The 25,517-nt window shown below is 58.7% G+C and carries 30 protein-coding genes; 14 read left to right on the forward strand and 16 right to left on the reverse strand.

Annotated features, from left to right (window positions below; translation table 11 throughout):
- Nucleotides 1-50: 50 nt before the first annotated feature.
- The 3 genes from ACFWW2_RS05595 (at nt 51) to ACFWW2_RS05605 (ending at nt 2,189) form a co-directional block, all read left to right on the forward strand.
- Complete coding sequence (locus ACFWW2_RS05595) at nt 51-626, forward strand: DUF1285 domain-containing protein (protein WP_393926802.1); 576 nt, start codon at nt 51-53, stop codon at nt 624-626.
- Between the two features lie 194 nt (nt 627-820).
- On the forward strand, nt 821-1,741 hold the full coding sequence (locus ACFWW2_RS05600) for a hypothetical protein (protein WP_393926804.1): 921 nt from the start codon (nt 821-823) through the stop codon (nt 1,739-1,741).
- Between the two features lie 190 nt (nt 1,742-1,931).
- Nucleotides 1,932-2,189, forward strand: coding sequence for a hypothetical protein (locus tag ACFWW2_RS05605; RefSeq protein WP_393926805.1), 258 nt, complete (start codon nt 1,932-1,934; stop codon nt 2,187-2,189).
- 54 nt (nt 2,190-2,243) lie between these two features.
- Here ACFWW2_RS05605 and ACFWW2_RS05610 read toward each other — a convergent pair whose 3' ends face one another.
- Both ACFWW2_RS05610 and ACFWW2_RS05615 read right to left on the reverse strand, forming a co-directional pair.
- Nucleotides 2,244-2,705 carry a YHS domain-containing (seleno)protein gene (locus ACFWW2_RS05610; RefSeq protein WP_393926807.1) on the reverse strand — a complete coding sequence of 154 codons (462 nt, stop codon included), beginning with the start codon at nt 2,703-2,705 and terminating at the stop codon, nt 2,244-2,246.
- Between the two features lie 96 nt (nt 2,706-2,801).
- The gene (locus tag ACFWW2_RS05615; RefSeq protein WP_393926809.1) at nt 2,802-3,539 is read right to left on the reverse strand and encodes a sterol desaturase family protein; all 738 of its coding nucleotides are present in this window, start codon (nt 3,537-3,539) and stop codon (nt 2,802-2,804) included.
- Nucleotides 3,540-3,686: 147 nt separating this feature from the next.
- Between ACFWW2_RS05615 and ACFWW2_RS05620 the strand changes: the two genes are divergently transcribed.
- Entirely contained in the window at nt 3,687-4,436 is a 750-nt protein-coding gene (locus tag ACFWW2_RS05620) for a hydroxypyruvate isomerase family protein (RefSeq protein WP_393926811.1), read from the forward strand.
- Between the two features lie 11 nt (nt 4,437-4,447).
- Here ACFWW2_RS05620 and ACFWW2_RS05625 read toward each other — a convergent pair whose 3' ends face one another.
- Nucleotides 4,448-4,756 (reverse strand): hypothetical protein, encoded by a 309-nt coding sequence (locus ACFWW2_RS05625; RefSeq protein ID WP_393926812.1) that lies wholly within the window; start codon nt 4,754-4,756, stop codon nt 4,448-4,450.
- 72 nt (nt 4,757-4,828) lie between these two features.
- Here ACFWW2_RS05625 and ACFWW2_RS05630 point away from each other — a divergent pair, with 72 nt between their 5' ends.
- The 4 genes from ACFWW2_RS05630 (at nt 4,829) to ACFWW2_RS05645 (ending at nt 7,361) form a co-directional block, all read left to right on the forward strand.
- A complete protein-coding gene (locus ACFWW2_RS05630) occupies nt 4,829-5,173 on the forward strand; it encodes a hypothetical protein (RefSeq protein ID WP_393926814.1) in 345 nt (114 codons plus the stop codon).
- 57 nt (nt 5,174-5,230) lie between these two features.
- Complete coding sequence (locus tag ACFWW2_RS05635) at nt 5,231-5,596, forward strand: VOC family protein (protein ID WP_393926815.1); 366 nt, start codon at nt 5,231-5,233, stop codon at nt 5,594-5,596.
- Nucleotides 5,597-6,280, forward strand: a complete 684-nt coding sequence (locus ACFWW2_RS05640; protein ID WP_393926816.1) for a helix-turn-helix transcriptional regulator — start codon at nt 5,597-5,599, stop codon at nt 6,278-6,280. It abuts the gene before it with no gap.
- A 70-nt stretch (nt 6,281-6,350) separates the two neighbouring features.
- Nucleotides 6,351-7,361, forward strand: coding sequence for a serine hydrolase domain-containing protein (locus tag ACFWW2_RS05645; protein WP_393926817.1), 1,011 nt, complete (start codon nt 6,351-6,353; stop codon nt 7,359-7,361).
- Nucleotides 7,362-7,926: 565 nt separating this feature from the next.
- Here the strand turns inward: ACFWW2_RS05645 and ACFWW2_RS05650 are convergent.
- From ACFWW2_RS05650 to ACFWW2_RS05675, 6 genes are read right to left on the reverse strand one after another with little or no spacing between them, the layout of a single operon-like run.
- Nucleotides 7,927-8,727, reverse strand: a complete 801-nt coding sequence (locus tag ACFWW2_RS05650; RefSeq protein WP_393926819.1) for an energy transducer TonB — start codon at nt 8,725-8,727, stop codon at nt 7,927-7,929.
- A complete protein-coding gene (locus tag ACFWW2_RS05655) occupies nt 8,724-9,101 on the reverse strand; it encodes an ExbD/TolR family protein (RefSeq protein WP_393926820.1) in 378 nt (125 codons plus the stop codon). The genes ACFWW2_RS05650 and ACFWW2_RS05655 overlap by 4 nt, the downstream gene beginning before the upstream one ends.
- A complete protein-coding gene (locus ACFWW2_RS05660) occupies nt 9,098-9,466 on the reverse strand; it encodes a biopolymer transporter ExbD (protein WP_393926822.1) in 369 nt (122 codons plus the stop codon). Before ACFWW2_RS05660 ends, ACFWW2_RS05655 begins: the two co-directional genes overlap by 4 nt.
- Nucleotides 9,456-10,103 carry a MotA/TolQ/ExbB proton channel family protein gene (locus ACFWW2_RS05665; protein WP_393926824.1) on the reverse strand — a complete coding sequence of 216 codons (648 nt, stop codon included), beginning with the start codon at nt 10,101-10,103 and terminating at the stop codon, nt 9,456-9,458. The genes ACFWW2_RS05660 and ACFWW2_RS05665 overlap by 11 nt, the downstream gene beginning before the upstream one ends.
- A gap of 12 nt (nt 10,104-10,115) precedes the next feature.
- Entirely contained in the window at nt 10,116-10,535 is a 420-nt protein-coding gene (locus ACFWW2_RS05670; protein ID WP_393926826.1) for a hypothetical protein, read from the reverse strand.
- A complete protein-coding gene (locus ACFWW2_RS05675; protein ID WP_393926828.1) occupies nt 10,535-12,583 on the reverse strand; it encodes a TonB-dependent receptor domain-containing protein in 2,049 nt (682 codons plus the stop codon). Before ACFWW2_RS05675 ends, ACFWW2_RS05670 begins: the two co-directional genes overlap by 1 nt.
- A 371-nt stretch (nt 12,584-12,954) precedes the next feature.
- Between ACFWW2_RS05675 and ACFWW2_RS05680 the strand changes: the two genes are divergently transcribed.
- Genes ACFWW2_RS05680 through ACFWW2_RS05695 form a run of 4 tightly spaced genes read left to right on the forward strand, consistent with a single transcriptional unit; the run spans nt 12,955 to nt 16,734 of the window.
- Complete coding sequence (locus ACFWW2_RS05680; protein ID WP_393926830.1) at nt 12,955-14,013, forward strand: hemin-degrading factor; 1,059 nt, start codon at nt 12,955-12,957, stop codon at nt 14,011-14,013.
- On the forward strand, nt 14,010-14,876 hold the full coding sequence (locus ACFWW2_RS05685) for a hemin ABC transporter substrate-binding protein (protein WP_393926832.1): 867 nt from the start codon (nt 14,010-14,012) through the stop codon (nt 14,874-14,876). The genes ACFWW2_RS05680 and ACFWW2_RS05685 overlap by 4 nt, the downstream gene beginning before the upstream one ends.
- The gene (locus ACFWW2_RS05690) at nt 14,863-15,936 is read left to right on the forward strand and encodes a FecCD family ABC transporter permease (protein WP_393926834.1); all 1,074 of its coding nucleotides are present in this window, start codon (nt 14,863-14,865) and stop codon (nt 15,934-15,936) included. Before ACFWW2_RS05685 ends, ACFWW2_RS05690 begins: the two co-directional genes overlap by 14 nt.
- A 3-nt stretch (nt 15,937-15,939) precedes the next feature.
- Nucleotides 15,940-16,734, forward strand: coding sequence for a heme ABC transporter ATP-binding protein (locus ACFWW2_RS05695; protein WP_393926836.1), 795 nt, complete (start codon nt 15,940-15,942; stop codon nt 16,732-16,734).
- A 238-nt stretch (nt 16,735-16,972) separates the two neighbouring features.
- Here the strand turns inward: ACFWW2_RS05695 and ACFWW2_RS05700 are convergent, their stop codons facing one another.
- The 4 genes from ACFWW2_RS05700 to ACFWW2_RS05715 form a co-directional block, all read right to left on the reverse strand.
- Nucleotides 16,973-19,087: a vWA domain-containing protein gene (locus ACFWW2_RS05700; RefSeq protein ID WP_393926838.1), complete on the reverse strand. Its 2,115-nt coding sequence runs from the start codon at nt 19,085-19,087 to the stop codon at nt 16,973-16,975.
- The gene (locus ACFWW2_RS05705; RefSeq protein WP_393926840.1) at nt 19,084-19,620 is read right to left on the reverse strand and encodes an RNA polymerase sigma factor; all 537 of its coding nucleotides are present in this window, start codon (nt 19,618-19,620) and stop codon (nt 19,084-19,086) included. Before ACFWW2_RS05705 ends, ACFWW2_RS05700 begins: the two co-directional genes overlap by 4 nt.
- A 188-nt stretch (nt 19,621-19,808) precedes the next feature.
- Nucleotides 19,809-20,354 (reverse strand): GNAT family N-acetyltransferase, encoded by a 546-nt coding sequence (locus ACFWW2_RS05710; protein WP_393926841.1) that lies wholly within the window; start codon nt 20,352-20,354, stop codon nt 19,809-19,811.
- Nucleotides 20,355-20,522: 168 nt separating this feature from the next.
- Nucleotides 20,523-22,001 (reverse strand): NAD-dependent succinate-semialdehyde dehydrogenase, encoded by a 1,479-nt coding sequence (locus ACFWW2_RS05715; protein ID WP_393926843.1) that lies wholly within the window; start codon nt 21,999-22,001, stop codon nt 20,523-20,525.
- Nucleotides 22,002-22,064: 63 nt separating this feature from the next.
- On the opposite strand from ACFWW2_RS05715, the gene ACFWW2_RS05720 reads away from it, so the two are divergent.
- Entirely contained in the window at nt 22,065-22,817 is a 753-nt protein-coding gene (locus ACFWW2_RS05720) for an alpha/beta hydrolase (protein ID WP_393926845.1), read from the forward strand.
- Here ACFWW2_RS05720 and ACFWW2_RS05725 read toward each other — a convergent pair.
- The 3 genes from ACFWW2_RS05725 to ACFWW2_RS05735 all read right to left on the reverse strand — a co-directional run bounded on the left by ACFWW2_RS05725 (nt 22,784) and on the right by ACFWW2_RS05735 (nt 24,781).
- A complete protein-coding gene (locus ACFWW2_RS05725) occupies nt 22,784-23,389 on the reverse strand; it encodes an HAD-IA family hydrolase (RefSeq protein ID WP_393926847.1) in 606 nt (201 codons plus the stop codon). The two genes, ACFWW2_RS05720 and ACFWW2_RS05725, sit on opposite strands and share 34 nt — an antisense overlap.
- Before the next feature lie 378 nt (nt 23,390-23,767).
- Nucleotides 23,768-24,361, reverse strand: coding sequence for a recombination mediator RecR (gene recR, locus ACFWW2_RS05730; RefSeq protein WP_393926849.1), 594 nt, complete (start codon nt 24,359-24,361; stop codon nt 23,768-23,770).
- A gap of 75 nt (nt 24,362-24,436) precedes the next feature.
- Nucleotides 24,437-24,781 (reverse strand): YbaB/EbfC family nucleoid-associated protein, encoded by a 345-nt coding sequence (locus ACFWW2_RS05735; RefSeq protein ID WP_393926850.1) that lies wholly within the window; start codon nt 24,779-24,781, stop codon nt 24,437-24,439.
- Between the two features lie 130 nt (nt 24,782-24,911).
- Between ACFWW2_RS05735 and ACFWW2_RS05740 the strand changes: the two genes are divergently transcribed.
- Nucleotides 24,912-25,517: a histidine phosphatase family protein gene (locus ACFWW2_RS05740; protein WP_393926852.1), complete on the forward strand. Its 606-nt coding sequence runs from the start codon at nt 24,912-24,914 to the stop codon at nt 25,515-25,517.

Raw genomic sequence — 25,517 nt, forward strand, 5'->3', positions numbered from 1 at the left:
ATATCGTCGTATACCAACAGATAATCCCGCGAACCCCAATGGCAAAAGTTATGAGCACACAAAAGATTGTGACCCCGTCGGCAGAAAGCCTCGCTGCATCGGCCCGTGCCGCGAAAAAGGGCGGATTGCCGCCGGTGCATCTATGGAATCCGCCGTTTTGCGGGGATCTGGATATGCGCATCGCCCGTGATGGCACGTGGTTTTATCTGGGCACACCGATTGGCCGGGTCGAACTGGTCAAACTGTTTTCAACGATTCTGCGCAAAGACGGGGACAAGTATTTCCTTGTCACGCCGGTCGAAAAGGTGGGGATCACCGTGGATGACGCCCCCTTTGTTGCCGTGGATTTCAACCCGGTGGGGGATGGGCTCGAATTTGAAACGAACGTGGGTGACCGGATGGTTGCGGGGCCTGACCACCCGATCAGGGTCGAACGCGATCCCGAAACTGGTGAGCCGTCACCCTACGTGTTGGTGCGTGCCAATCTTGAAGCGCTGATCGACCGCAAGTCGTTTTACCGGCTGGTCGAGATCGGGGAACATGCCGAACATAACGGGACGCAATGGTTCGGGCTGCGGTCGCGGGATGTCTTTTTTCCGATTATTCCGTCCGGTGAATTGGAGTGAATGCCACCCTGGTAAACGGGCGCAATCCTGCCTGGGTGCAGGCTATCGAAGCGTTGATTTTCACGCATAGCGGGTATGCACAATCCGCCTGAAACTGATGTATTGTCGCATCACCAAAGAATATCGGCGAAGCAGTTATTGTGGACTGCCCTTGGGTCACCATATCGGACGCATACATTAAAAAAGGAGATGTTATGCGACGATCACTTACTATGACTGCTATTGCAGCACTGTGCGCTGGCCCGGCATTTGCCGATGGCGTCAATTATGCCCGTTTGAGTTACGATTTTACCAAGTTTGATGCCGACAGCGTTGAGACTGAGCTCGGCCTGTTGCAGGGCGGGATTGAATACCAGACTGGCCAGTTTCTGTTTACTGGCGACGCTTTGAACATCACAGCGGATGTTGATGCCGGGGGTGTTGGCGATTCAGATACATCATCATCAGCCTATGCCATTGCCGCCGGTTACATGTTCACACCCGAGGTTTTGGCAGGTGCTGGTGTTCTGATCGCTGACGAAGAGGGCGATGCGGAAGACACCGAAGGTTTCGAGCTTTTCGGCCAATATCAGACCGCAGAATTTGGTGTCGGTCTGAATGTCGCCAAGTTCGATGCTGACGAAGACAACGTGACAACGTCGCTATATGGCGAGTTCGTTGCGACACCCGGTGTTACCCTTGCCGGATTTGTCATCACCGAGTCAGAGTTTGATGGGTCCGATTTCAACCTGAGCGCGGATTATGAGGATGGCGCCATTGCGGTGCGGGCCTTCTACAATGACTCGACCGAGGATGATGAAGGTGTCTTTGGCGTGCGTGGCCATTATGAGTTCACCCCGCAACTGCGTGCTTCAGCCAGCTATGCCACCAATCTGGGCGACGACCTGCCTGACGGGTCGGTCTTTGCGATTGGCGGCGGTTACCAGATCGTCGATGGCCTGTGGGTTGATGCGAATTACGGCATTGTCGACAGCGACGAAGTATCGGGCGACATTGACCGCATTCAGGCATCGCTGACCTATGAGCTTGGTGATCGCAAGCGGATTGACCGCCGTCTTGAGCAGGATGCAATCGACGACCTGCAGGTTGGCGCCGGCCTTGGTTTTTCGTTCTGATCCCTGCTAAATGTGACCAAAGAAGCCCGCGCATTTGCGTGGGCTTTTTCTTTTTTGTGGGTCTCCACTGACCGTGGGTCTCTGTCAGAGGAATGAAAAAACAGCCAAAAAATATCATTGACGACGTCGGGTCAATCAGATACTTTACGCGCGTAAAGAATGGTCGCGGTGACCATGTTAAGGTGGTAATATGTTAAATGGTTTTCATCGGACGGTGGCGGTGCTTGCGTCGGCTATCGTAGTTGCTGGATCGGCCAACGCGGGAGAGATCGCGCTGACGCTGACCAGCAGCGACATCACAATCAGCGGCGACTTCGTGGGCTTCAAGGATGCAGCCTATATCATTCGCACAAGTTCCGGCGAACTGCATATTCCAGCGATCCATGTCAGTTGCGAGGGCGCTGACTGCCTGAACATCCTGACTGACGCAGACAGGGTCAGCGGGTAGCGCGCTGACCGGGCGGAACCGGGGGGTAGAACCGCCCCGATCCGCTTGTGAGCGTTATTCCAGAACCTTGGGCCAGTTGGCATCGGCTGAAGCAATGCGCCCGGGAATGTCGCCTTCCCAACGCCGCTGGATGCGGCGCGAATAGTTCAGGTAAAGCTTGTCATCGACAATCCTCCACGCCTCTGGCGTGGTGGAGGCGGTGTAGCCTTCGCTGACGGCCCATGCGCAATAGCCGCCATATTGTGGGGCGTATTTTTCCGGATCGGCGGCAAAGGCCGCGCGGTTTTCTTCGCTGGAAAACCGCCATGTCGCGCCCATCCAGTCATGCGTGATCGCAGGGTCGCCGGCGACCGGCTGGTTTTCGGTGAAATAGGCGACCGGATCGGTGCCGTCGATGGCGACCCCGTCTTCGGCATAGATGGCGGGCGTGCTGTCGGCCCGCACAAAGGTGCTGGAAAAGGCGACCAGCGGCAATGTGGCCGTAAGGGTGAGGATTTGGCGGCGGTTCAGTTGCATGATGTGGCTCCGTCATTGGCGTCTTTGCTTTGACGCCAACATAGACAGGGCGGATCAAAACGCGAGACGGGTCACCGACAGTTTATAAATGTGTCATCAGGTACGCGCGGGCCTGCGTGCGCTTTTGACGTTCCGTGGCATCTTTTTAACACCGTAGGCCTTGCGCGCGGTGACCAGGCGCAGATCCTCGGGGTCCATGCCCATGGACAGGATCGTGTCGCGGTCATAGCGTGCGCGGGCGGTTTCAGGGTCGTGTGGCGTGCCGAGCAGCCGGTCGATCCAGCCCATGCCAAAGCTGACATGGAAAGTGGCGTGATGATCCTGAAAATGATGCGCCAGATGCGACCGGGTGATGCGCTGGCCGAACCAGCCTTTCTTGATGTTCAGATGGGCCAGTGTGTGGCAGTACTCATAGAACGCAAAGGCGCTGACCGAGCCGGCAAAGAGCGCCACAAACGACCATAGCGCGGCGGCCGCAAGCCCTACAAAGGGCCACAGGATCAGCGTGTGGATCGCGACAGAGATCAGGCCGAACCGCACCGGATACCAATGATCATCGCCGGTAAAGAACTCTGCATCCGATGGGAATTCATGATGGCCGATATGGCTGCGGTACAACTGGTTGAAGATGCCCTGTTCCGTCGGTGGTTCCCGGTGCAACAGGAACCGGTGTATCGCGTATTCCACAAAGAACTGCATGATGACGCCGTAAAGGATCGCCAGCAGCAGCCAAGGTGTGAAGAAGGCAAACAGGCATCCCATGGCCGCGAGCCAAAGCGGGAAAAGCCTTTGCAGGCTGCCCATATGCATCAGGACGCGCAAGGTGGGGATCATGATAAGGCTCCATCGAGTCTGCCGATGCAATGATGCAAATGACGTTTGCGTCAGGCAAGGGCGACGCTACGTCAACTATCCCGGCAACATCCGCTTGGCAGCGCACAACCATCGCGGTATGGCTACCCTAAAACAAGGGGGATCGGGGTGCCGAAATTCTGTGCCAATCTGACGTGGCTATTTACCGAACTGCCATTTTTCGAAAGGTTCGAAGCCGCCAAGGAGGCCGGGTTTGACGCGGTTGAAGTGCTGTTTCCCTATGACGTGAACGCGCAGGATATCGTGAATGAACTCGGCCGGTATGAGTTGAAGATGGCGCTGATCAATTGCCCACCACCCAACTATACCGGGGGTGATCCGGGCTGGGCCGCTGTGCCTGAACAAAAGGACCGGTTTCGTCGCGATTTCAAACGGGCGCTGCGCTATGCCAAAACGCTGGGCGCCCGGCATCTGCATATCATGGCGGGGGAGGCTGCCGGCGATGCGGCCAGGGCCTGTTTCATCGACAATCTGCGCTGGGCCGCGGCAGAGGCACCGGACCAGAGCCTGACCATCGAGCCGATCAATAACGAGACCATGCCGGGGTATTTCATGAATGATTTCGATCTGGCTCGTGATGTGATCAAGGCCGTTGATGCGCCCAATCTGCGGCTGCAGTTTGATGCATTTCATGCGGCCAAGATCACCGGTGATGTGATGGGCACATGGGCGGCGATGGCCGATCTGGTGGTCCATGTGCAGGTGGCGCAGATGCCAGACCGGTCAGAGCCCGACAGTGGTGTGATCGATTATCCTGCCTTCTTCGCCCAACTTGATGCGGAAGGTTATAATGGGTGGGTCAGCGGCGAATACAAACCGGCTGAAGACACGAAGGCAGGGCTGAGCTGGATGAGCTGATTGACCGGTAATCATCCCGGTCCGTGCGCCTCCGTTTTGCGTTCTTGTTCAGGCCACCAAAGCGGCCCGATAGCGGCCGGCAGGATCAACATATTGAACGCCACGTTGGACGGGTTGCCTGATGTGATCGACCCTGTCGAGTCCAGCAGAAACCACGACAGAATGCTGGTCAGCACTGCCTTACGCACCGCCTCTGGTGCGGCGTCATACGCCGACCCGGATAAACACCAGATCAGCACGCCCCAACCCAACAGGAAGCCACCCGACAGAGCCGACAGGAAATGTAAGGTCGGGTCCGTATAGGCTTGGGCGCCGTCCAAAGGCCAACTGAGCAGGTCAAGCGTCTCTTTGCTTAATTGGGACTCGCCTAAGGCGGCAGCCTGCTGGACTTGATGCTGACGTACCATCTGCCAGAGGTCATCGAAAACTGGCCAGCCGTCGCGCACTATGCTGCGATGCGCTTACGCACCGAAAGTGCCGCTCAGGGGGGTGTCGCAGCACTTGACCGGGTTGCGGATCATCTGGCGGCTGTGCCGGGTGCGCCGCAGCAGCCGACCGGCCCGGTTGTGCCAACGATCTATCGCGCGGGGCCTTTGCGCCTGTCGCTGATCGCCACGATTGCGCAATTCGGTACACCCGAAGACCTGATGCTCGATGATCTGCGGATCGAGCTTTATTTCCCCGCCGACACGGTCACCGCCGATATTCTGAATGCTCCTGAAAACATGCTGACATAACGCTGTCAGCAGGGGTATGGTTAAAGATGTCCATCAACCAAGCAAGGAGATGGAAAGATGAGCAAGCGCAGCATTATCGTCTGGGGCGAAATTCCGGTGACCGACATGGAAAAGTCGGTGGCGTTTTATAACAAGGTCTTTGGCTACGATATGACCATCGACAATTCCGGCCCCAATCCGATGGCTATTCTTGGCGGATCGATGGATGACGCGGGCGGCCATCTGTACCCCGGCAAACCTGCGAAGGATGGCGGCAACACCATCCATCTGGGCCTGACCGACAGTCTTGAGGCCGGGATGGAGCGGTGCAAGGAAGCCGGTGGTGAGGTGGTGAGCGATCCGATCGCGATCCCATCGGGCCGGTTTGCCTATGTCAAGGATCTGGACGGCAATTCCATTGGCCTGTTCGAGGCGAACGCCTAGATGCGTCGTGCCGACCGCCTGTTTCAGATATTGCAATATCTGCGCGGCGGTCGGCTGACCACGGCGGCACAACTGGCCGAAAAGCTGGAGGTGACGCCGCGCACGATCTACCGCGATGTGGCACATCTGATCGGATCAGGTGTGCCCATCGAGGGTGAGGCGGGCGTGGGCTATCTGATGCGCGACGGCTACGACCTGCCGCCCCTGATGTTCACCCATGACGAAATGGTAGCGCTGGTGGCCGGTGCCCGGATTTTGCAGACATGGGGCGGCTCCAAGATGGCTGCAGCCGCGCAAGAGGCGCTGGTCAAGATCGACGCGGTTCTGCCGGAGGCCGAACGCGTGCGCGCGGGCCATATCAATGTGCATGCGATGGAAACCCCGTGGCACGGAGGCAGTTGGCGCGCGTTTGTGGACCAGTTCGAGGCCGCGTCTGAGAACCTGATCCGTCTACAGATCACCTACGAGGACGAGGCGGGCAACCGGTCAGAGCGGGCGGTGCGACCTTTGGGGGTCTGGTTCTGGGGCAAGGTCTGGACGGCCGTATGCTGGTGCGAATTGCGCAATGATTTCAGGATGTTCCGGTTGGACCGGGTGGTCGAATTGGCCGAGCGGGACCGGTATCGGCCCGTGAAAGGCCAAACCCTGCAGGATTTCATCGACACCGAAGCCTATTGCCGCTGACCCCACGCAATTGTGGCTGGCGTATGGGATCAGGTCACCTACATTGGCCAACAAAGCATGTGAGGGCCTGATGGTTTCATTTCACCGACGTGGGTTTCTGGCCGGGGCAGGGGCCATTTGTGCAACGCCGCTGCTGGCGCAGACCGATCCATGGGCCGCGGTCGCCGATCAGGCCCGGGCGCTGGAGCAATGCCATGCGCTGATGATCCGGCAGGCCGGGCGCGATGTGCTGCGCACGGTGTTTCGCGGCCCCGCATTTGGCCGGGCTGTGCCCGTCAAATCAGTGTCCAAAACCATTGTGGCGGCATTGACAGGGGCGGCGCTGGATCGTGGGGAAATCCCGTCACTTGATGCCAGTATCGGACAGGTGGCCCCACGCCTGATCCCTGCCGCGGCCGATGCCCGTGTGGCGGACATTACCATGGCGCATCTGGTGACGATGCAGGCCGGGCTGGAGCGGACATCGGGGGCCAATTACGGTGGCTGGGTGAGCAGTTCCAACTGGGTTTCCAATGCCTTAGCCCGTCCTTTTGTGGCCGCGCCGGGCAGCCGGATGCTGTATTCCACAGGCTCGTTTCATGTGCTGGGCGCGGTTCTTGCAGACGTATCGGGGCAAAGCCTGCTGACACTGGCGCGCCGCCGTCTGGGCGATCCGCTGGGTATCGACATCCCCGCCTGGACCCGCGATCCGCAAGGCCGGTATTTAGGCGGGAACGAGATGTCGCTGACCCATGAGGGCATGATCCGCTTTGGTGAGATGTACCGGCAGGGCGGCGTTTTCGGCGGCGCGCAGGTGCTGAGCCGGGATTGGGTGGCGCGGTCATTGCAGATGCGGACACGCTCGCCGTTTTCAGGGCTGAGCTATGGCTATGGCTGGTTTCTGGGGCAGTCCGGGGGCGAGGCTTACGCGCTGGCGCGTGGCTATGGCGGGCAGATCATCTGCCTCGTGCCGGGGCTGGAGATGACAATCGCGCTGACATCCGACCCGCTGCGCCCGGCACGCAGTGGCGGGTATTTCGGTGATATCATGCGGCTGATCGAAGGGGCGATTATCCCGACGGCGCGGGCACAGATGGGCTGACGTGCGGTGAGGTGAAACCCCACCCTACGCAACGGTCGGTGGTGTTGCATGAGGGGGCACCGCACGGTCCGCGCCGTATTCTGGCGAATCATTCGTTAATGCTGGGCCTTTGGCCGATTTCGGCCGTCGGCATCGCGTCGGCAAAACGTCGGACTTGCGTCGGACCCCGTTAGGCGCAGAGACGGGTCTAACGGTCCGTGCGGTCAAAGTGTAAACGCGCTGTTAAGGGTTTGGGGTGGTCTGTCGTGCGGACGAAGCGCCGACTTGTGCAGGTGCGGCTAGTGCTTGCAAGGATAAGAACTCATATGCGCAGATCGCCGCAGTGGCATTGCGGCACATTCGCCAAAACATTCGTTTAAATGGGCTGATCCTGAACCAGCTTTTGCTCGGGTCTACCACATGCTTTCAGTTCGGGATGAGCCAGATTTGTATAGTCAAAGTCTTTCACGGCGTAGAAAGCGTTCACTATCGCGAAAGGGTGGCTCCGCGATTCAACGCGCATATCCGAAGCTTCATTGGTCCTTTTACTGTAAGGCGATTGCATCCCGTTTCATGATGACCAAACTTAACCGCCCTCAATTTCGATCTGCCAACCTGTCCTCGCGCCTGATGGTGGCGGTGGAAATGGCGCGGCCTTACGGATCACCTGTTGGGCAAGCCGGTCAACTTCGCGGCTGCCAGAGCTGCGGGCGATGCTGATGCTGGCAAGACTACCATTGGCCGCAATGGTGAATGTGACACTGGCAATGCCGCGCTCGCTGGAGCGGGGGCGCCGCACGCGAGCAATCTGGTTCAGCACAATGCCGTTGTAATTTGTGGCCGCCGCATTTGCGCCCGTCGCTGCTTGCGTTGCGGATGCGGCGTTTGATCCCGATTGCGGTGCAGTGGCTTCGCTCGGTCTGATGTTTGCTCCAGCGGTTGCATCCTGTTGCGCGTTTCCTGTGCGGGGCGCGGGGGTGGTTTGCGCCAGATCGGGTGGTCGCGCGACGGGGCGGACCGAATGGGTCAGCGCGGTCTCTGGCCGGGCGGTGATTACTGTGGTGGGCGTGATGGGAATTTGCTTGATCGCGTTGGATGCCACGGTCGGCTGCAGCGGTATGACAGCTGCGAGGTCAGCTACGTTGGGTCGCACGGCCATATTGGTGGTCTGCGACGGTTGGATGGCAGGTGTCGCCATGGGCCGCGCATACTGCAACACCCCCGTTGCAAGATCGGCAAAGGATGATCCGACTTTCGCTTCGGTCGCGGGCCCCCCCCCGGCGATTTCTGTTCTTTCCCGAGCCTGCCAATTGCCAAGCGCCAACAGATGCACGCCGCTGGCTACAACCAGACAAAGCCCCATCAGGATAGGCGATCGCAGGATCATTCCAGCGCCATTTCCGTGGCGATCAGGATCGTTTCCGCACCTGCATCACGCAGGTCCGCGCTGATTTGCAACAACGTCCTTGCAGGCAACGCCCGGTCGGGAATGATATGCACCGGACCGTCGCCATATGCGGCCAGAAACTGCCTCACTTGCACCACATCCGCCCCATCCGATTGCATGCGCCCGTCTGCATGGATGACCAACCCCTTAGGCGGCTGGGTTGGATCCAGATCGCGTGTTTCGACCAATTGCAGGTCATCTTTCAATGGGGGCGCCAATGTGCCGGCGATCAAGAAAAAGATCAGCATCAGGAAGACGATGTTGATCAAGGTAATCGTCGGTTCAGGCTTGGATTTGCGTCGTGCCAGCGTCATGCAGGCACCAAGACGTTCAGCGAAAGATTTGCGACAACGCGCACCGCCGTCAGCACATCGGTCAGTCGCTGTGCGGTCACATCAGGGCCAAGTGACAGAATTGCAGTCACCGGATCGGTTTGGGTTAGCGCCGTTGCCAAATCCTTTAACGCAACCGGATCGCCGTTGAGCGTTACGGTATCCGCCTCCACTTTGACAAAAACCGGCGCGGCTGTGGGCGCAACGGCGCCGCTTGTCCCAAGAGGCAGGGGTACAAGCCCGAATTTGGAAAATGTCGACGACAGCATGAAAAACAACAGCAAAAGAAAGATGATATCAATCAGTGATGTCATCGATAAACGACGTCTGGCGGTTCTACGCCGCATCCGCTGCGGCCTGTTCAGACATTTCGGAGATCAGCGGGGCAACAATGTTTTGGATCGCTTGCCCGGCAAATACTCGTTCTGCATCCATGCGCTGTTCAAACCATGACAGGACCAGCGAGGTGGGCATTGCAACGGCAAGGCCGACCGCCGTCGTCAGCAGCGCCACCCAAATCCCCCCGGCAAGAAGCGATGGGTCCACCTGATTGCCCACGTCTTGCAATGCTTGAAAGGCCGAAATCATACCAAGGACAGTGCCGAAGAGGCCCAGCAACGGCGCAATCTGGGCGACATTGTCAAGAAACCTGAAACCGCGTTCAAGTTGCATGAACTGCGCCTCGGTCTCGGCCTCAAGCCTGGCGGCGAGGGTGGTTGGTACGGTGTCGGATGCGGTGAAACCGGTCTGCATAACCGGCGTAAGATAGGTTTTGCTGCGCCCTAGCTCTGCAACCGCGAAGGTGCGTTTCCCGCTGTCCCACAGGGTTAAGGCACGCTGCAACTCGTGATGCCGCCCCACGCCTGCAGCGCGAAACTGGATGATTTTGTAAAGTGTCACGGTCAGCGCCAGAATCGAGACTGCCAGCAGGATGGCAACGACAGGTCCACCCACTTCGATGATGCTGTGAAGCGGTGCAAACATGGATCTGTTCCTTTAGCCAAGCAGGGCGATTGCGGTGCGGTTGATCAATCTCAGCGTTGTGCTGCAGATATCTGCGCCAAGCGCACCTGCGTCGCAGGTGCTGGCCCCATTGATCAGGATGCGCGACAGCCCGTCACAGGCCAGACCCGGCACCTCGAATTGCCGCACGCGCGGGCGGTTGGCGGGCAGCGTGCCAAAGTCGAAGAGGGTAAGTTGATTGACCGCCCCATCGGCGTCGAACAGGACGGTTTCGTATACCACCTGCGCGATATCGGTGGCATGTGTATTTTCGACCAGAAACGAAAGGCGACAGGCTGTACCTGTTGTCTCCGCGGTGTTGAGTTCGACACGCACCGCGCTGTCCTCTGCTGCGGCAGGTACCGCCGCAGACGCGACAAGCAACGTCAGGATGATGGCTGTTCTCGGCAACATCAAAACGTCCGGGACACTGACAGGTTGATGCTGCGACCCGTGCGGCGCACATCGGCGCTTTGCAGATGTGTCCGGTAATCTGTATCGGCAACATTGGTCACGCCAAGCCGTATGGTAAGATCCTCGAACACACCTTCGTCGGGCGTCCATGCCGCATAGATATCGTGGATCACCTCATCAGGGGTGTCGATTGTCGTGACACCCGTCATACCCGCGCTTGACCGGCTTTTGCTTTCGTAATGGGTTCCGGTCCAACCCAATTCCAGATTGACGGCGGGGATGCGTGTGCCCAGCGACAGCACTAGCGTGTTGGCGGGAATGCGGTCTTCCAGATTGGGGTTCAGGGATGCCGGATCATTTTCATTTTCGCCATCCAGATTGGTGTAGGCAAGCGCACCAAAGAACCGTTCAGATTCATAGGCGGCTTCGAGTTCCACGCCCTGAATAGATGCCTCGTCTATATTGACAAAGACCGGTTCGCCTGCGGCCCCTGCATTGTTGCGGGCGATCAGGTTATCAAGGTCATTGCGGAAAGCGATCGTTTTGAATGACAGTTGATCACCTGTACCAATCACATCGTTTCGGCTGTAGGAAAGGCCCAGTTCGATATTGCGGCTTTCCTCGTTTTCCAGTGTTCCTGCCGATACCTGATCTGCACCGCCGGCCGTCGCGCGGCTGTCATAAAGCTCGTCCACGACTGGCAGACGTTCGGTGTAAGAGGCAGAACTGAAAACCGCCCATTGATCCGTCAGCTGGTAATGCAGTGCAAGCGTGGCGGCTTGGCCTTCGTCGTTAACCGTTTGATCTGTGGGGACCTGATCGCCCGGTGTCGTTTCCTGAAAATCAATGCGGGCGCCGGTCAGCACGGTCAGCTGCTGATCCCAGATGAATTCGTTTTGGGCAAAAATGCCGATGGTGTCTGTTGTGCCTTCTGGCTGAAATGCCGCATTAGCGGCAGAGGCGCGGGTGCTGATCCGATCTTGCTGGCTAATATCAACGCCGAAGGTCAGATAGTTTTCAACAGCAGCCCCCTGAAATCGCGCGGTGTTTTCAATGCGCAGCCCCCGCCCTTCATAGGCGTAATCGGTGTCAAAACTGTCGGCGATGCCGGGACTGCCCTGAAAATCGGTGACGTTGTTTTCGGATTTGCCGTGGGACAACTGAACCTCAAGATCGATCAGGTCATTGTCCAAAGGGTTGTATTGGTAGTTCACGAAGGCAGTTGTGTCGATCACTTCGCGATCAACGGTGCCGAAGAAACTGACATTGTCGATCACATCCAATAGCTGATCATCCGCTTCGCCCTGATAGCGGATATAGCCGGTTTCAACTGCATGCTCATCCGCGTCGCCAAAGCGAAGCGTGCCTTTGACCAATACGTTTGTTTCGGTAATGCGCGTGCCAAAAATGCGGTCGCCGTCACCGCTTTCCATGAAATCACTGTCATCATAGATAAATCCGATCAGGCCATCGAACTGATCGTCAGGTGCAAAGGCAAGGAAGGTCGCGGATTCCCTGCCGTCACCATTGCTGCGATATTCCAGCTTTTGATCAATACCAAAGGGGTCGCCCGGTTCAAGAAAGTCCGAGGCGTCTTTTGTTTCCAGCGACACGACACCTGCCAGCGCACCAGCGCCGTAAAGGGTGGATGATGCAGGCCCACGCAGGATTTCGACTGTTTTGAAGAACGCTGGGTCGGTAAACAGCGACCCCTGCCGATAGGATTCGTAGTATTTTTTGACCCCATCAATCAAAGTCACAATCCGTGGTTCATCGGCGGATGTCCCACCACCGATTCCACGGATATTCAAGCTTTCGCCAAATCGCGACTCTGACCCGACGGTCGAGATACCGGGGCTGCGTTCCAGCACATCGCCAATGGTGCCCGGCTGCACCGTTGCGATATCGTCCTCATCAAGGACCGAAATGGATTGCGGTGCGTCAATCGCGACTTTTTCCGCACCAGCCCCCAGCACGATACGCCCAAGCGGTGTGAAGGTTTCGGCATCTTCCTGCGCCATGGCAGGTGCCGCGACGGTGCCAATCACGGCCACAGATGTCAGCAAAATATGTCGTTTTGATTTTCCGATACGCATAGACTTCCCAATCTTTTCAGCGGTTATGCTGGCTGGGAAGCTGGCGTTGCCTTTCCGCTTATTAATGCTGACAAAAAGAGTCAAGTACCTTGACGGACTTGCGTTGTTGCGACGCAGTTCTGTGCAAAACCCGTGAAAAAAGCGGAGTTTGGGATGCCGACGTCGACAATGCGCACAGCCCCCTTGCATCTGAACTACAATTCCTAGTAATTCTATCAGGAATAGGGTGGAGGTTATCCATCACCCCCCTCGCAGCCAGGCGGAATCGCATTCCCGGCCCAGCCGTTTCTCTTCCTTATCGTCGCATCACAGCAAGGCAGACAATGGCACAGCGTAACACGATCTCTCCTGCGGATATCCGCGCTCAACACCTTGAAAACCCCAAAACCCGCGAACGCGATCTGGCGGCAAAGCTGGGCATCAGCGAAGCCGCACTGGTTGCCGCCCATTGCGGCGATCTGGCGACCCGGATTGATCCGCATCCCGATCACGTCATGGGACTGGCCACGAAACTGGGCGAGGTTATGGCGCTGACCCGCAACGAAAGCTGCGTCCATGAAAAGGTGGGGGTTTATGACAATTACCACCCCGGTGGCCATGCCGCCATGGTATTGACTGACGATATAGACCTGCGGATCTTTCCGACGCATTGGAAACATGCGTTTCTGGTTGAAAAGCATACTGATGAACAAATGCGCCGCAGTGTGCAGGTGTTTGATGCGGCAGGTGACACGCTGCACAAGATTTTCATTCGCACCCCGGAAGGCCATGCCGTCTGGGAAAACTACCGCGAAATCGGCGCGCTGGATGATCAAAGCCAGACCATTACGACAACCCTGCGGGTCCGCCCCGAAACCCCCAAGGCCGATGCCGCGAATGTAGATATCCTGCGCAAGGAATGGGCACGGATGACCGACACGCATCAGTTCATGCGCCTGACAAGCAAGCTGAAAATGAACCGCCTTGGCGCCTACCGCATCGCCGGTGCGCCATTCGTGCGTCCGCTGGCAACCGATGCTGTCAACGACGCGCTGACAGCAGTGGCACGACAGGGGATTGAGGTGATGATTTTCACCGGCAATCGCGGTTGCATCCAGATCCACAGCGGTCCGATTGAGACACTACGGCCCATGGGCCCATGGCAAAACGTGATGGACTCCCGCTTTAACCTGCATCTGCGCGCTGATCACGTGGCCGAGATATGGGCGGTAGAAAAGCCCACCAAACGCGGCATGGCCGTGTCGCTTGAGGCGTTCGATGGTCAGGGCGCGCTGATTTTCCAAATCTTCGGGGTGGGCAAGGAAGGGCGCGATCATCGCGCGGCCTGGGCGGATGTCGTCAACGCGCTGCCCAGCCTTGCGCAAAAGGAAGTGGTCGGATGAACATCTGGATCAAAGCCGCCAGTTGTGCAGCACTTACCCTGTTACCTGCAATCGCCACGGCAGAGAATGACAGGAACGTGCTGTCCATCGGCGGCTCCGTCACCGAAATCATCTATGCGCTTGGCGAAGGCGACCGCGTGATCGCGCGCGATACAACATCAAGCTACCCGGCCGAGGTCGAGGCACTGCCCGATGTCGGCTATATGCGCGCGCTGTCACCCGAGGGGGTGCTGGCCGTTGCGCCCGGCCTGATCATTTCCGAAGATGGGGCAGGCCCGCCCGAAACCATTGCGGTGCTTGAGGCGGCTGATATCCCGTTTGTGACGGTCCCGGATACCTATTCCACCGAAGGGATTGTCGCCAAGATCCTCGCAGTGGGCGAGGCATTGGATGTCGAGGATGCCGCAGCCACGCTGGCGGACGATATTCGCGCTCGCCTGCAAATGGCCGAAGCCGCCGCATTGGCACGGGCTGGTGACGCTCCCAAACGGGTGCTGTTCATCCTCAGCACCCAAGGCGGGCGCATCATGGCATCCGGTCGGAACACCGCCGCGAACGGTATCATTCAAATGGCTGGCGGCGTAAACGCGATCACCGAATTCGAAGGGTATAAACCGCTGAGTGACGAAGCCGTCAGTGCTGCCGCCCCCGATGTGATCCTGATGATGGACCGCAGCGGCGATCATAACTCTGACGATGCAGAGCTTTTTGCGATGCCCGCTATCGCCACGACACCGGCAGCCCGAACACAATCGGTGGTGCGCATGAACGGGCTTTATCTGCTGGGGTTCGGGCCACGGACCGCCGATGCCGTGCTTGATCTGACAGCAGCACTTTACGAAAGCCGGGATGACAATATCTGACAGTATACCCGGTATCGCGGCACCAACGGACCGGCGCAGCCGTGCGCGGCAGGCGCATGTCTGGTTGGCGCTATTTCTAGTGGCCGTATCGGTCATCAGCCTTGCTACTGGGCCCACGGGCACCTCACTTTGGGGAGCCATCGCGAAATTGTTGGCAGGCGAGCCGCTGACGGCGATGGAACGGGTCGTTCTATGGGATATTCGTATGCCACGGCTGATCCTGGGGATCACCGTGGGCGCGGCATTGGCAGTATCGGGTGCCATGATGCAAGGATTGTTTCGCAATCCGCTGGCTGATCCTGGCCTTGTGGGGGTGGGGGCCGGTGCCGGGCTGGGGGCGATCCTTGCGATTGTGCTGGGCGCGTTGCTACCGCTTTGGGCGCAGGATGTTGCGGGCAATGCGCTGGTGCCGATTGCCGCCTTTATGGGGGGATGGCTATCAACCATCATCCTTTACCGCGTCTCGACCCGGCAGGGGCGAACATCTGTGGCAACGATGTTGCTGGCCGGGATCGCCCTTGGGGCATTGGCGGGCGCCGTGTCAGGGATATTGGTTTACATGGCCGATGACCAGCAATTGCGTGATCTGACCTTCTGGGGGTTGGGATCACTGGCTGGGGCCACATGGTCCAAGGTGCTGGTGGCTGGCCCATTGATCGGCCTGGCCGTGATCGCATCGTTATTTCTGGGGCGTGGGTTGAATGCGCTGGCCTTGGGAGAAGCGACAGCCGTGCACCTGGGTATCCCCGTGCAGCGGCTGAAATCCGTATCCATCCTGATCGTTGCTGTCGCGACGGGGGCCGCAGTGGCCGTATCGGGTGGCATTGGTTTTATCGGCATTGTGGTGCCGCACCTGTTGCGCCTTGCAACTGGGCCGGATCATGAAACGCTGTTGCTGAATGCGGCGCTTTTGGGGGCAACGTTGCTTTTGGGGGCCGATATCATCAGCCGTCTGATCATCGCCCCGGCTGAACTGCCGATTGGCATTGTAACCGCCGTTTTGGGTGCCCCGGTATTCCTGTGGATCCTGTTGCGTCGGCGCGGTCTGGTGGATCTTTGAGCCATGATCACTGCCAGCGATATTCAGGTTCGGATCGCCCAGAAGACAATCCTGCAAGGTGTCAACTTTACCGCCAAACCCGGTCACGTCACTGCGATTGTCGGTCCAAACGGCTCCGGCAAAACCACGCTTCTGCGCGCGCTAACCGACGAGGTGCCCTGGGCGGGACAGGTACAAATCAACGGGCGAGATACCAGCGCCTACAAACCATGGGAACTGGCCGCGGTGCGCGGCGTGTTGCCCCAGGCAGCAACGCTTGCATTTCCGTTCACGGTGATTGAGGTGGTGCGCATGGGGCTGATGTCTGGCATCCATGGCCACAATGATACCATCGCCCAACGAGCGTTGGACATGGTAGGGCTGAACGGCTACGAAAAGCGTTTTTTCCAGGAGCTGTCCGGCGGCGAGCAGCAGCGGGCCCATCTGGCGCGCGTCCTTTGCCAGGTGTGGGAGCCAGTGCAAAACGGCAGCCCGCGATGGTTGTTACTTGATGAACCGGTGGCCAGCCTTGATATCGGTCATCAACTGCTGATCATGAATTGCCTGGCTGTCTTTGCTCAGCGGGGCGGGGGTGTTGTGGCTGTCATGCACGACCTGAACCTGACAGCAATGGTTGCGGACGTGGTGACGATCATTGCGGATGGACAGGCCATCGCGCGTGGGCCGGTTGCGGATGTCTTTAACGATCAGACACTTTCTGCTGCATATAAATGCGATCTGAGAACCAATACTGTCCCTACGCATCCCAAGGCATTTATTCTGCCGCAAGTAGCGAGGCTGAGTTGCTCCGCAGTCTGATATATCTTGCGGAATTTGTGAATTGTCGAACCTCCAATAGCATAACAACAAGAAAGGCGGAGCGTTGACTAATTTCTCTTGCTGCGAGTGCGTGCGGCGAGGTTGGAGCACTTACAGTATGGGCTCGCACTCGACATCTGCAAATTTGGTATCAGATGCCAGACCTCGGCTGATGATGCCGCTCTTTGCCCATCGTAGCTTGCACCCACCCTGCGTCCTGCAGGGTGGGCGCGTGTGTTTACCGCGACAGGCTTTGTGCCAGTCGCATCAGTTGCACGGCTTCGGTCCGGTAGCCGAACGCGTCTTCGCCCCGGTTGGCGTTTGCCAGTGCGATGGCGTCGTCATAGCCCCAGTCGCCAAGGTAGCTGTCATCACGCAGCAGTTGCCCGAAACCGGCGATGGCTGCGGCGAAGTTGGCTTCGGTCCCCGGGATGCTTTCGCCGATGATCGGCGTTTCGATCAGTTGGCTGGTATCCTCGCCCGGTTCCTTGTAGCGCAGTTTGACATAGCCCAACTCGTCTGAGGATGCCGCCACTGTGTTGGGCGCGTAGCGCAGCGGGTCGCTGAGTTGCGCGGGGCTGCCAACGGGGGTGATTTCGTAGATCGCGGTCACCGAATGGCCTGCGCCAAGTTCGCCCGCATCGACCTTGTCATTGTTGAAGTCCTCGCGCGCCAGTGCCCGTGTTTCGTAACCGATCAACCTGTATTCGGCGACCTGGGCCGGGTTGAATTCGACCTGCACCTTCACGTCGCCCGCGATGGGAAAGAGTGCGCCGGTCAACTGGTCCACCAGCACCTTCTGCGCCTCTGACAGGGTGTCGATATAGGCCGCTGTGCCGTTGCCGTTCTGGGCCAAGGCCTGCATCGTTGCGTCGTCCAGATTGCCGCGTCCGAAGCCGAGCACGCTGAGGTATGTGCCCGTCTCGCGTTTGTCGGCGATGAAGTCTTTCAGCGCGTCCGGATTGCTGATGCCGACGTTGAAGTCGCCATCGGTGGCGAGGATGATGCGGCTGACCTGACCGTCCTCTTTCATGGTATCGGCCACCGCATAGGCCTGTTGCAGCCCGCCTTGCCCATTGGTGGACCCGCCCGCGCCGAGTGATTGGATCGCCTGTAGGATCGTTGTGCGCTTGGATGCTGCCGTGGGGGCGAGGACCTGACCGGCGCTGCCTGCATATTCGACGATGGCGACTTCATCTTCGGGGCGGAGTTGATCGAGCATCAGCCGGAAGGACTGTTTCAGGAGCGGCAGTTTGGCCGGGTCGTTCATCGACCCTGACGTGTCGATCAGGAAGACGAGGTTCAGCGGTGGCCGGTCATCGAGTGCTGGCATTTCGCCCTGCAGAGCGATGTGGACCAGTTGGGTGTCGGCGTTCCAGGGGGTCTGGAAGCTGCTGATTGTGGGCCGGAACGGTGCCTCGCCCGCGTCGGGGGCAGGGTAGTCGTAGGGGAAGTAGTTGATCATTTCCTCGATCCGGACGGCCTGTGCCGGGGGTAGTTGACCGCGCGAAAGGGAGGAGCGGATGACGGAATAGGCAGCCGTGTCCACGTCAATGGAGAAGGTGGAGACGGGGTCGTCGGATGTGATTTTGAGGTCGTTGGGGGCCTCGGTTGGGAAGGCTTCGGTGTTGGGTTCAGGGCGTTGGACCAGATCCACATCGGAGCTGATCGGTGGCGCCACAATTGTGCGCGCGGGACCTGCGTTTTGGTTCGCCGAAGGGGACGCCGTGGGTGCGGCCGCAATGCTGGGCGCGCGGGGTTGGGGGGCGGCCTCTTCCGACAATGCAGCACCTTCCAAGGCATCAACAACTTCTTCCATTGGCACGCTTTGCAAGGCGATATCCGCCTCGCTTGTGCGCAGTCTTTCGGTTTTGCCAGCTTCATCTTCCAAGGCGACCGCAGGTGGCGGCGGCGCAACGCGCACCAGCGCTGGCGACTCCTGTGTTTGGCGCGTGCTGTCATCGGTGAAGGATTGATCGCGCCGCGTTTCGTTGTCGGTCGGAATCGCGGTTTCCGTTACATTGCGCTCGACCTCGCCGGTGAGGTTTTGCGTAGCGCCTTCGGGGCGCAGAAAATCCTGCCCTTGCGGTGTCAGAAACAGAAAGCCGCAGGCGACGAGTGCGGTTGTCGTCGTCAGTGCCGCTTTGGATGTGAATGTGTTCAGCATGGTCTTTACTCCTGTCCAGAGGCCTTTTGGCCCGTTTGCAGGAGTGGGACGCGGGGCAGTTCGCGATCCTTGGAGGTCTTCGAAATTTTTCTGGGCCAGCCCCAGATTTTCCGCCCGCCGTGTGGCGTCGGGCCGGGGTGTGGCGCTATCCATCATTGCCTTGAGGTCGCTTAGGTCATCAGTCATGCCACGTCCTCCTTTTCCTTGATCGCCCGCAGGGCCTTTTTGGCTTCCGATATCCGCCAGCTGATTGTGCCTTCGCTGACGCCCAGGATCTCGGCGGCCTGGGCGTGGGTCATGTCATCCAGCACAAGGGCGAGGGTGTCGCGCAGGTCTGTGTTCAGTTGGTTCATGGCGGCGGTCAGCCAGTCGATTTGTTCGTTCGTGTCCCGGTTCGCGGCGGTGCGGTTGGTTTCCCAGTCGCCCCAGCCCGTCGTTGCTTTCGTGTATGTCGCGCGTTTGCGCCGCCGGTCATGGGCGGCGTTGACAGCGACGCGGTAGAGCCATGTGGTGACCTTGGCCCGCCGCTGATAGCTGGCAAGCTTGGCGGGCAGGGCCGCACAGATATCCTGCGTCAGATCCTCCGCCTCGGCCCGCGCGCCGGTCAGCCGGAAGCAGAAGGCAAAGAGCCGGTCATAATGGCGATCAAGCAAGCTCGCGAAGGCCTGCCCATCACCATGGGCGGCCGCCTCTGCCAGGTCCTCGTCGCTTGTCATCATGCGCGTCACAATTGGTTGGACGGGGGTGGATGGTCAATCCTTGGTGAGACGAGAATTTTTTTGACGTGAATGACTGCAAGCAGTCCATCCTGACCGATGCCGCGGCGTAACCAATGTCGGCAAAGGTACCGCCAGTAGGATATTCTCAATGCCAAACGCTTTTTCCGTTCCGACAACGAACGAAAAACCTATCGTACCTTGGCGTAGACCAGACCGTCGCGCGGTTCGGACGAAAGATTTGGATAGACGGCATGCCGCCGCCGGACGCCCTCATGAACCATGCCAATCTTCACCATAACCCTTGCGGAAGCCGGGTTCTCGGTATCACACAGCGCGTAGACGCGCCAAATCGCCGGGTGCGCAAGAGCGTTGGTCGCGAGCGCGGACAGCGCCTCGGTCATGATGCCCTGGCCCCACCTATCTTTCCGCAGCACGTACGCGTATTCAACTGCATGTTCCTGTACTCGCACCTCAGTCATCCCGAGAATTGAACCTTCTTCGCGATCCTCGATCACATAGGCGAAGTCAGTGCCGACAGCGCGCGCACGGTCGCACCACGCAAGGAACTCGAGTGTATCTTGCAGTACAGTGTGTGGGTGCCAACTCAGGTAACGGGTCACCTGGGGATCCGTCGCGTAGGCCTCGAAAATCGCCTCGGCATCTGACGTTGCAGACGGCCGAAGCTTCAGGCGCGACGTCAAAAACTCGTTCGGTGGGATGTAGGCCACAATCATCGCCGATACGATATCAGGCTGTGCACCCCCCGCAAGGGCAGGGAGTGTTGGGACTGGACGTCGGTGCAAACTGAAGCGAAAGTCCGATTTGTTCGCAAAACCGACGGTGGCGGCCTTGCAATTGTGGGCACCCACCAAAAACACTGGGAAAGGGAGCTGCTTTTCGGCTCAAACGCTGGTGCAGATGTATTTCATCTCCATATAGTCGTCGATCCCGTGGCTGGATCCTTCGCGGCCCAGACCCGACTGTTTGACACCGCCGAAAGGTGCAACTTCGGTTGAGATGATGCCGGTGTTCACGCCGACGATCCCGTATTCCAGTGCCTCGGCGACTTTGGTCACCCGGCTCAGATCCTTGGCGTAGAAATAGGAGGCGAGGCCGAAGATCGTGTCGTTGGCCTTGGCGATCACGTCGTCCTCGTCCTCAAATTTGAAGAGCGGGGCGAAGGGCCCGAAGGTTTCATCGGTGCTGACCAGCATGTCCTGCGTTGCGTTTGTCACGATCGTGGGCTCAAAGAACTGCCCACCCAGATCGTGCAGCTTGCCACCAGTCAGCACTTGCCCACCTTTGGACATGGCGTCGTCCAGATGTTCCTGTACTTTGTCCACCGCAGCGGGTTCGATCAGCGGGCCCAGATTTGTGCCCTCTTCCAAACCATCGCCGACCTTGAGATCCTCAACCGCCTTTTTCAGCCGGGCCGCGAAATCATCATACACCCCGGCCTGCACATAGATCCGGTTCGCACACACGCAGGTCTGCCCGTTATTGCGGAATTTGCAGGCGATGGCCCCTTCGACGGCCGCATCTAGATCAGCGTCGTCAAAGACGATGAAAGGGGCGTTGCCGCCCAGTTCCATCGAGCATTTCATAACCTGATCGGCGGCCTGTTTCAGCAGGATGCGCCCGACCTCGGTCGAGCCGGTGAAGGTCAATTTGCGCACGATGGGGTTTTCGCAGAATTCCTTACCCACTTCCGACGATGAGGTGGAGGTAACGACGGAGAACAGCCCCTTGGGCACCCCCGCTTCCTCGGCGAGTTTCGCCATGGCCAGCGCTGACAGCGGGGTCAGCGATGCCGGGCGGATGACAAAGGCGCAGCCGACGGCCAGCGCCGGCGCCACCTTGCGGGCGATCATGGCGTTGGGAAAATTCCAAGGCGTGATCCCGGCTGCGACCCCGATGGGCTGGCGGATTACGGTGATCCGTTTATCGGCCATGTGGCCGGGGATGGTTTCGCCGTAGACACGCTTGGCCTCTTCCCCGAACCATTCGATGAAACCGGCGCCATAGGCGACCTCTCCCCGTGATTCAGTCAGGGGTTTGCCTTGTTCGGCGGTCATGATGATGGCGAGGTCTTCCTGATTTTCCATCATCAGATCGTACCATTTGCGCAGTACTTTGGCCCGTTCCTTGGCCGCAAGCGCGGCCCATGGTTTTTGCGCCTTTTCGGCGGCGTCGATGGCGTTGGCCACTTCCTCGCGGCTCAGATCAGGGATTTTTGCGATCACGTCGCCGCGGGCTGGGTTGGTGACATCGAATGTCTTGCCGCTGGCTGCCTGCACCCAGTCGCCCGCGACAAACGCGGCCTCGCACACCAGGTCGGGACGCGAAAGCATGGATTTGAGGTTGGTGGTGTCGTCAAGCATGGTAGCCTCCCCTAGGTTTGGCGCTATCTGACCTATCGGGCGGGGGAACGTAAAGGGGGGATCATGGAATTAGACGACGCATATGCCAACGCGGCCTATATTGACGGAGCCGAGGCCTATCCTGACAAATGGGCCGGGCTGGCGGCCACGTTTCGCGAACGCACAACTTGCGAGATTGATCTGCCTTATGGTGAGCGCGAACGCGAACGGTTTGATCTGTTTCACCCGCGCAGGCTGGCCAAGGGTGTCGTGATCTTTGTGCATGGGGGCTATTGGCTGCGCTTTGACAAATCCTATTGGTCGCATCTGGCCGCCGGGCCGCTGGCCCATGGCTGGGCCGTTGCAATGCCGTCATATGATCTGTGCCCGAATGTGCGGATTACCGATATCGGCCAGCAGATCGCCCGCGCGATTGATGTGATTGCGGCGCGTGTGCCGGGGCCTGTGCGCCTGACCGGGCATTCGGCGGGCGGGCAGTTGGTGGCGCGGTTGGCGCATCTGGACAGGGTGGAAAATGTCGTGCCCATCTCGCCCGTGGCGGACATCGCGCCGCTGATGAAAACCAGTATGAACAAGGATTTACGGATTGATAAGGCTGAGGCGCGGGCTGAAAGCCCGATGCATTTGCCGGTTCCTAAGCTGCCAGCAACAGTCTGGGTTGGGGCAGAAGAACGGCCGGTGTTTCTAGAACAGGCAGAAGCATTGGCAAAGCGTTGGGATGCGGCGCATGTGGTTGAGCCGGGGTTGCATCATTTCAATGTGGTGGAGGGGTTGGCTGACCCTCAGTCACCGTTGACCATGACGGTTGTCAGCTGAGCGACACCGGTGAAGTGATGCGCTTGCCAGCCTGCGACGCGCGCGGCGGTGACGTTTTGCAATGTATCGTTGATCAGGATCAAATCGCTGGCTTCGCGGTTTTCGTGCTCTAATATATGTTTGAAGAACAACGGGTTAGGCTTGGCGACGCCGAGCGCTGCAGAATGATAGATCCCGTTGCAATGTGCTTCCAGCCCCACGTTGTTCATCAGATACATCGCGCGGCTGTGATCCTGATTGGTTGCCAACATGACCCGGTGCCCGTCCTGCCGCCGCTTTGCGATCCAGTCCAGCATATCCCGGTTCAATGTGGCGTCATTGCTGAACCAGTAATTGCGCAGATCGGATGCATTTACGTTTGAATTCATGGCCTTGAGCGCTTGTGCCAGACGCGGCAGCAGATCATCGCGTCCGGTGACGATATTCGCCCAGAACGGGGCAAAGAAATGTTCACGCAGCGCCGATTTGTCGAAACCGAAATCCCGCTGCAGATCGGCGGACCAATGCGGTTTGGTGGTGACGACAACGCCGTCCACGTCGATCAGCAATACCGGTTTTCGCGTGTTAACCATTGCCCCGCTATGCCCGGTTTGGCCCGGTCGGACAAGCGTCTGACTTGCGTCGGCAAAACGTCGGACCCTAGGCGGCGTCTGCATTTACCACGCACCACCGGTTTCAGGCAAAACTGCTCAGTTCCAGGAAACAGAGCGCAGGACTAACGGGTTAATTCAAGCTCTGTTGACGTAGAAATGGGCAATTCTGGCGAAATCGCTTCGCGACGCGGCGCGTTGCGGGCTACAAAACGTCCACTGGACGTTTTGCTGAACGCCCTGACTGCCTCTGCCATCGCGGATTTGCCCTGCCGATGAACCACATCGCTGCGGTCAAATCAGCTTGTCAGCGGCAAGATGTGTCTCGCGCCGGTGGCGCGTGGTAAGTGCAGACGCCGCCTACAGCGCCTTGCGGGCGTTGAGTGCTGCGGTAATCGTGCCGTCATCCAGATAATCCAGTTCGCCACCAACAGGCACACCCTGTGCCAGTGAGGTGACGGTGACATCAGGCAACTGATCGGCGATGTAATGCGCCGTGGTCTGACCGTCGATCGTGGCGCCGAGGGCAAGGATGACCTCGGTGATCTGTTCGGTCGTTATCCGGTCGATCAGCTTCGGAATGCGTAATTCGTCCGGTCCGACCGCGTCGAGCGCGGATAGCGTGCCACCCAGCACATGATAGCGTCCTTTGAAGACGCCACTGCGTTCCATTGCCCAAAGATCCGCTACGTCTTCGACAATGCAGATCTGTCCGATAGCCCGCTTTTCCGACTGGCAGATGTCACAGATATCGCTGGTGCAGACATTGCCGCAATTGAGGCATTCGCGCACGGTTGTGCCGACCCGGTGCATCGCCTCGGCCAGCGGGATCAGTTGCAGGCTGCGTTTCTTGATCAGATGCAGAACCGCGCGGCGGGCCGAGCGTGGACCAAGGCCAGGCAATTTGGCCATCAGCGCGATCAGGTTTTCAAGGTCTTCGGTGCTGTTGCTCATGTCGGTCCGGTGGCGGCGAACTAATTTCTAGAAATTTGTTCTGTGACATGAATTTTCGAGAAAATTCATTTGCACTCAAAAAGGCAACTTCACGCCCGGCGGCAACCCGAGCCCCTCGGTCATTTTCGCCATTTCTTCCTGGGCTCGTTCATTGGCCTTGGACTGGGCGTCCTTGATCGCGGCCAGGATCAGATCTTCGACAACTTCCTTGTCATCGCCGTTGAAGATCGACGGGTCGATATCCAGACCCTTCAATTCACCCTTGGCCGTTGCCGTCGCCTTGACCAGCCCGGCACCGCTTTCGCCCGTGACCATCACGTTTTCCAGGTCTTCCTGCATCTGGGCCATCTTGCCCTGCATTTCCTGCGCCTGTTTCATCATCTTGGCCATATCGCCAAGCCCGCCAAGTCCTTTGAGCATCGCATCTCTCCTACATGAAGTTGCGTCAGAGATAGGCCTTTGGCCGCGCGCCCGCAAGCGCCGCATTGCCATCGTGCGAGACTTGGCTATTATTTCTGACAGAATCACTCAGGTATTGAAAGGACCTCTTATGTCTCGATTCTCTTCCGCTATTCTGGTGTCTCTTGGGCTCGCCCTGCCAACTGCGTCGGTGGCTGCCGACATGCCGCAGGAGGACCTCATCGCCGCGCTGCAAGAGGGCGGCCATGTCATCTATCTGCGTCACGCCCAGACCGAACGGGACTATGCCGATCAGGTCGAGGCGGTATTGGGTGATTGCGGCACGCAGCGTGTGCTGAGTGCGGCGGGTTGGGCGCAGGCGAAATCCATCGGCGAAGCGATTGAAGCGCTGGATATTCCTGTGGGTGATGTCATTTCGTCAGAGTACTGCAGGGCCTGGCAGACGGCAGATCTGGCCTTTGGCCGGTTCGAGATGACTGACAAGCTGAACTTTGCCCCGGCGGAAGACTACACCGATGCGGACATTGCCATGATGCGCGATGGGGTCACGCCGCTGATATCACAAGTGCCGAAGACCGGTAATCTTGTCATTGTCGGCCACGATGATCCGTTTGAGGCGACCACCGGGATTTACCCTGAACCACAAGGCGTGGCCTATGTGATTGCGCCCGATGGCGATGGCGGGTTCGAAGTGATGGGCCGGATCGGACCGGATGACTGGGCAGGTGCGATGTAA

This window comes from Yoonia sp. R2-816 (assembly GCF_046762905.1).
GTDB lineage: Bacteria > Pseudomonadota > Alphaproteobacteria > Rhodobacterales > Rhodobacteraceae > Yoonia.

Bases quoted from the DNA above. Each gene is read 5' to 3' on its own strand.
- ACFWW2_RS05595 (WP_393926802.1), top strand. From the start codon at position 51: ATGAGCACACAAAAGATTGTGACCCCGTCGGCAGAAAGCCTCGCTGCA.
- ACFWW2_RS05600 (WP_393926804.1), top strand. From the start codon at position 821: ATGCGACGATCACTTACTATGACTGCTATTGCAGCACTGTGCGCTGGC.
- ACFWW2_RS05605 (WP_393926805.1), top strand. From the start codon at position 1,932: ATGTTAAATGGTTTTCATCGGACGGTGGCGGTGCTTGCGTCGGCTATC.
- ACFWW2_RS05610 (WP_393926807.1), bottom strand. From the start codon at position 2,705: ATGCAACTGAACCGCCGCCAAATCCTCACCCTTACGGCCACATTGCCG.
- ACFWW2_RS05615 (WP_393926809.1), bottom strand. From the start codon at position 3,539: ATGATCCCCACCTTGCGCGTCCTGATGCATATGGGCAGCCTGCAAAGG.
- ACFWW2_RS05630 (WP_393926814.1), top strand. From the start codon at position 4,829: ATGCTGACGTACCATCTGCCAGAGGTCATCGAAAACTGGCCAGCCGTC.
- ACFWW2_RS05635 (WP_393926815.1), top strand. From the start codon at position 5,231: ATGAGCAAGCGCAGCATTATCGTCTGGGGCGAAATTCCGGTGACCGAC.
- ACFWW2_RS05640 (WP_393926816.1), top strand. From the start codon at position 5,597: ATGCGTCGTGCCGACCGCCTGTTTCAGATATTGCAATATCTGCGCGGC.
- ACFWW2_RS05645 (WP_393926817.1), top strand. From the start codon at position 6,351: ATGGTTTCATTTCACCGACGTGGGTTTCTGGCCGGGGCAGGGGCCATT.
- ACFWW2_RS05650 (WP_393926819.1), bottom strand. From the start codon at position 8,727: ATGATCCTGCGATCGCCTATCCTGATGGGGCTTTGTCTGGTTGTAGCC.
- ACFWW2_RS05655 (WP_393926820.1), bottom strand. From the start codon at position 9,101: ATGACGCTGGCACGACGCAAATCCAAGCCTGAACCGACGATTACCTTG.
- ACFWW2_RS05660 (WP_393926822.1), bottom strand. From the start codon at position 9,466: ATGCGGCGTAGAACCGCCAGACGTCGTTTATCGATGACATCACTGATT.
- ACFWW2_RS05665 (WP_393926824.1), bottom strand. From the start codon at position 10,103: ATGTTTGCACCGCTTCACAGCATCATCGAAGTGGGTGGACCTGTCGTT.
- ACFWW2_RS05670 (WP_393926826.1), bottom strand. From the start codon at position 10,535: ATGTTGCCGAGAACAGCCATCATCCTGACGTTGCTTGTCGCGTCTGCG.
- ACFWW2_RS05680 (WP_393926830.1), top strand. From the start codon at position 12,955: ATGGCACAGCGTAACACGATCTCTCCTGCGGATATCCGCGCTCAACAC.
- ACFWW2_RS05685 (WP_393926832.1), top strand. From the start codon at position 14,010: ATGAACATCTGGATCAAAGCCGCCAGTTGTGCAGCACTTACCCTGTTA.
- ACFWW2_RS05690 (WP_393926834.1), top strand. From the start codon at position 14,863: ATGACAATATCTGACAGTATACCCGGTATCGCGGCACCAACGGACCGG.
- ACFWW2_RS05695 (WP_393926836.1), top strand. From the start codon at position 15,940: ATGATCACTGCCAGCGATATTCAGGTTCGGATCGCCCAGAAGACAATC.
- ACFWW2_RS05700 (WP_393926838.1), bottom strand. From the start codon at position 19,087: ATGACTGATGACCTAAGCGACCTCAAGGCAATGATGGATAGCGCCACA.
- ACFWW2_RS05705 (WP_393926840.1), bottom strand. From the start codon at position 19,620: ATGATGACAAGCGACGAGGACCTGGCAGAGGCGGCCGCCCATGGTGAT.
- ACFWW2_RS05710 (WP_393926841.1), bottom strand. From the start codon at position 20,354: ATGATTGTGGCCTACATCCCACCGAACGAGTTTTTGACGTCGCGCCTG.
- ACFWW2_RS05715 (WP_393926843.1), bottom strand. From the start codon at position 22,001: ATGCTTGACGACACCACCAACCTCAAATCCATGCTTTCGCGTCCCGAC.
- ACFWW2_RS05720 (WP_393926845.1), top strand. From the start codon at position 22,065: ATGGAATTAGACGACGCATATGCCAACGCGGCCTATATTGACGGAGCC.
- ACFWW2_RS05725 (WP_393926847.1), bottom strand. From the start codon at position 23,389: ATGGTTAACACGCGAAAACCGGTATTGCTGATCGACGTGGACGGCGTT.
- recR (WP_393926849.1), bottom strand. From the start codon at position 24,361: ATGAGCAACAGCACCGAAGACCTTGAAAACCTGATCGCGCTGATGGCC.
- ACFWW2_RS05735 (WP_393926850.1), bottom strand. From the start codon at position 24,781: ATGCTCAAAGGACTTGGCGGGCTTGGCGATATGGCCAAGATGATGAAA.
- ACFWW2_RS05740 (WP_393926852.1), top strand. From the start codon at position 24,912: ATGTCTCGATTCTCTTCCGCTATTCTGGTGTCTCTTGGGCTCGCCCTG.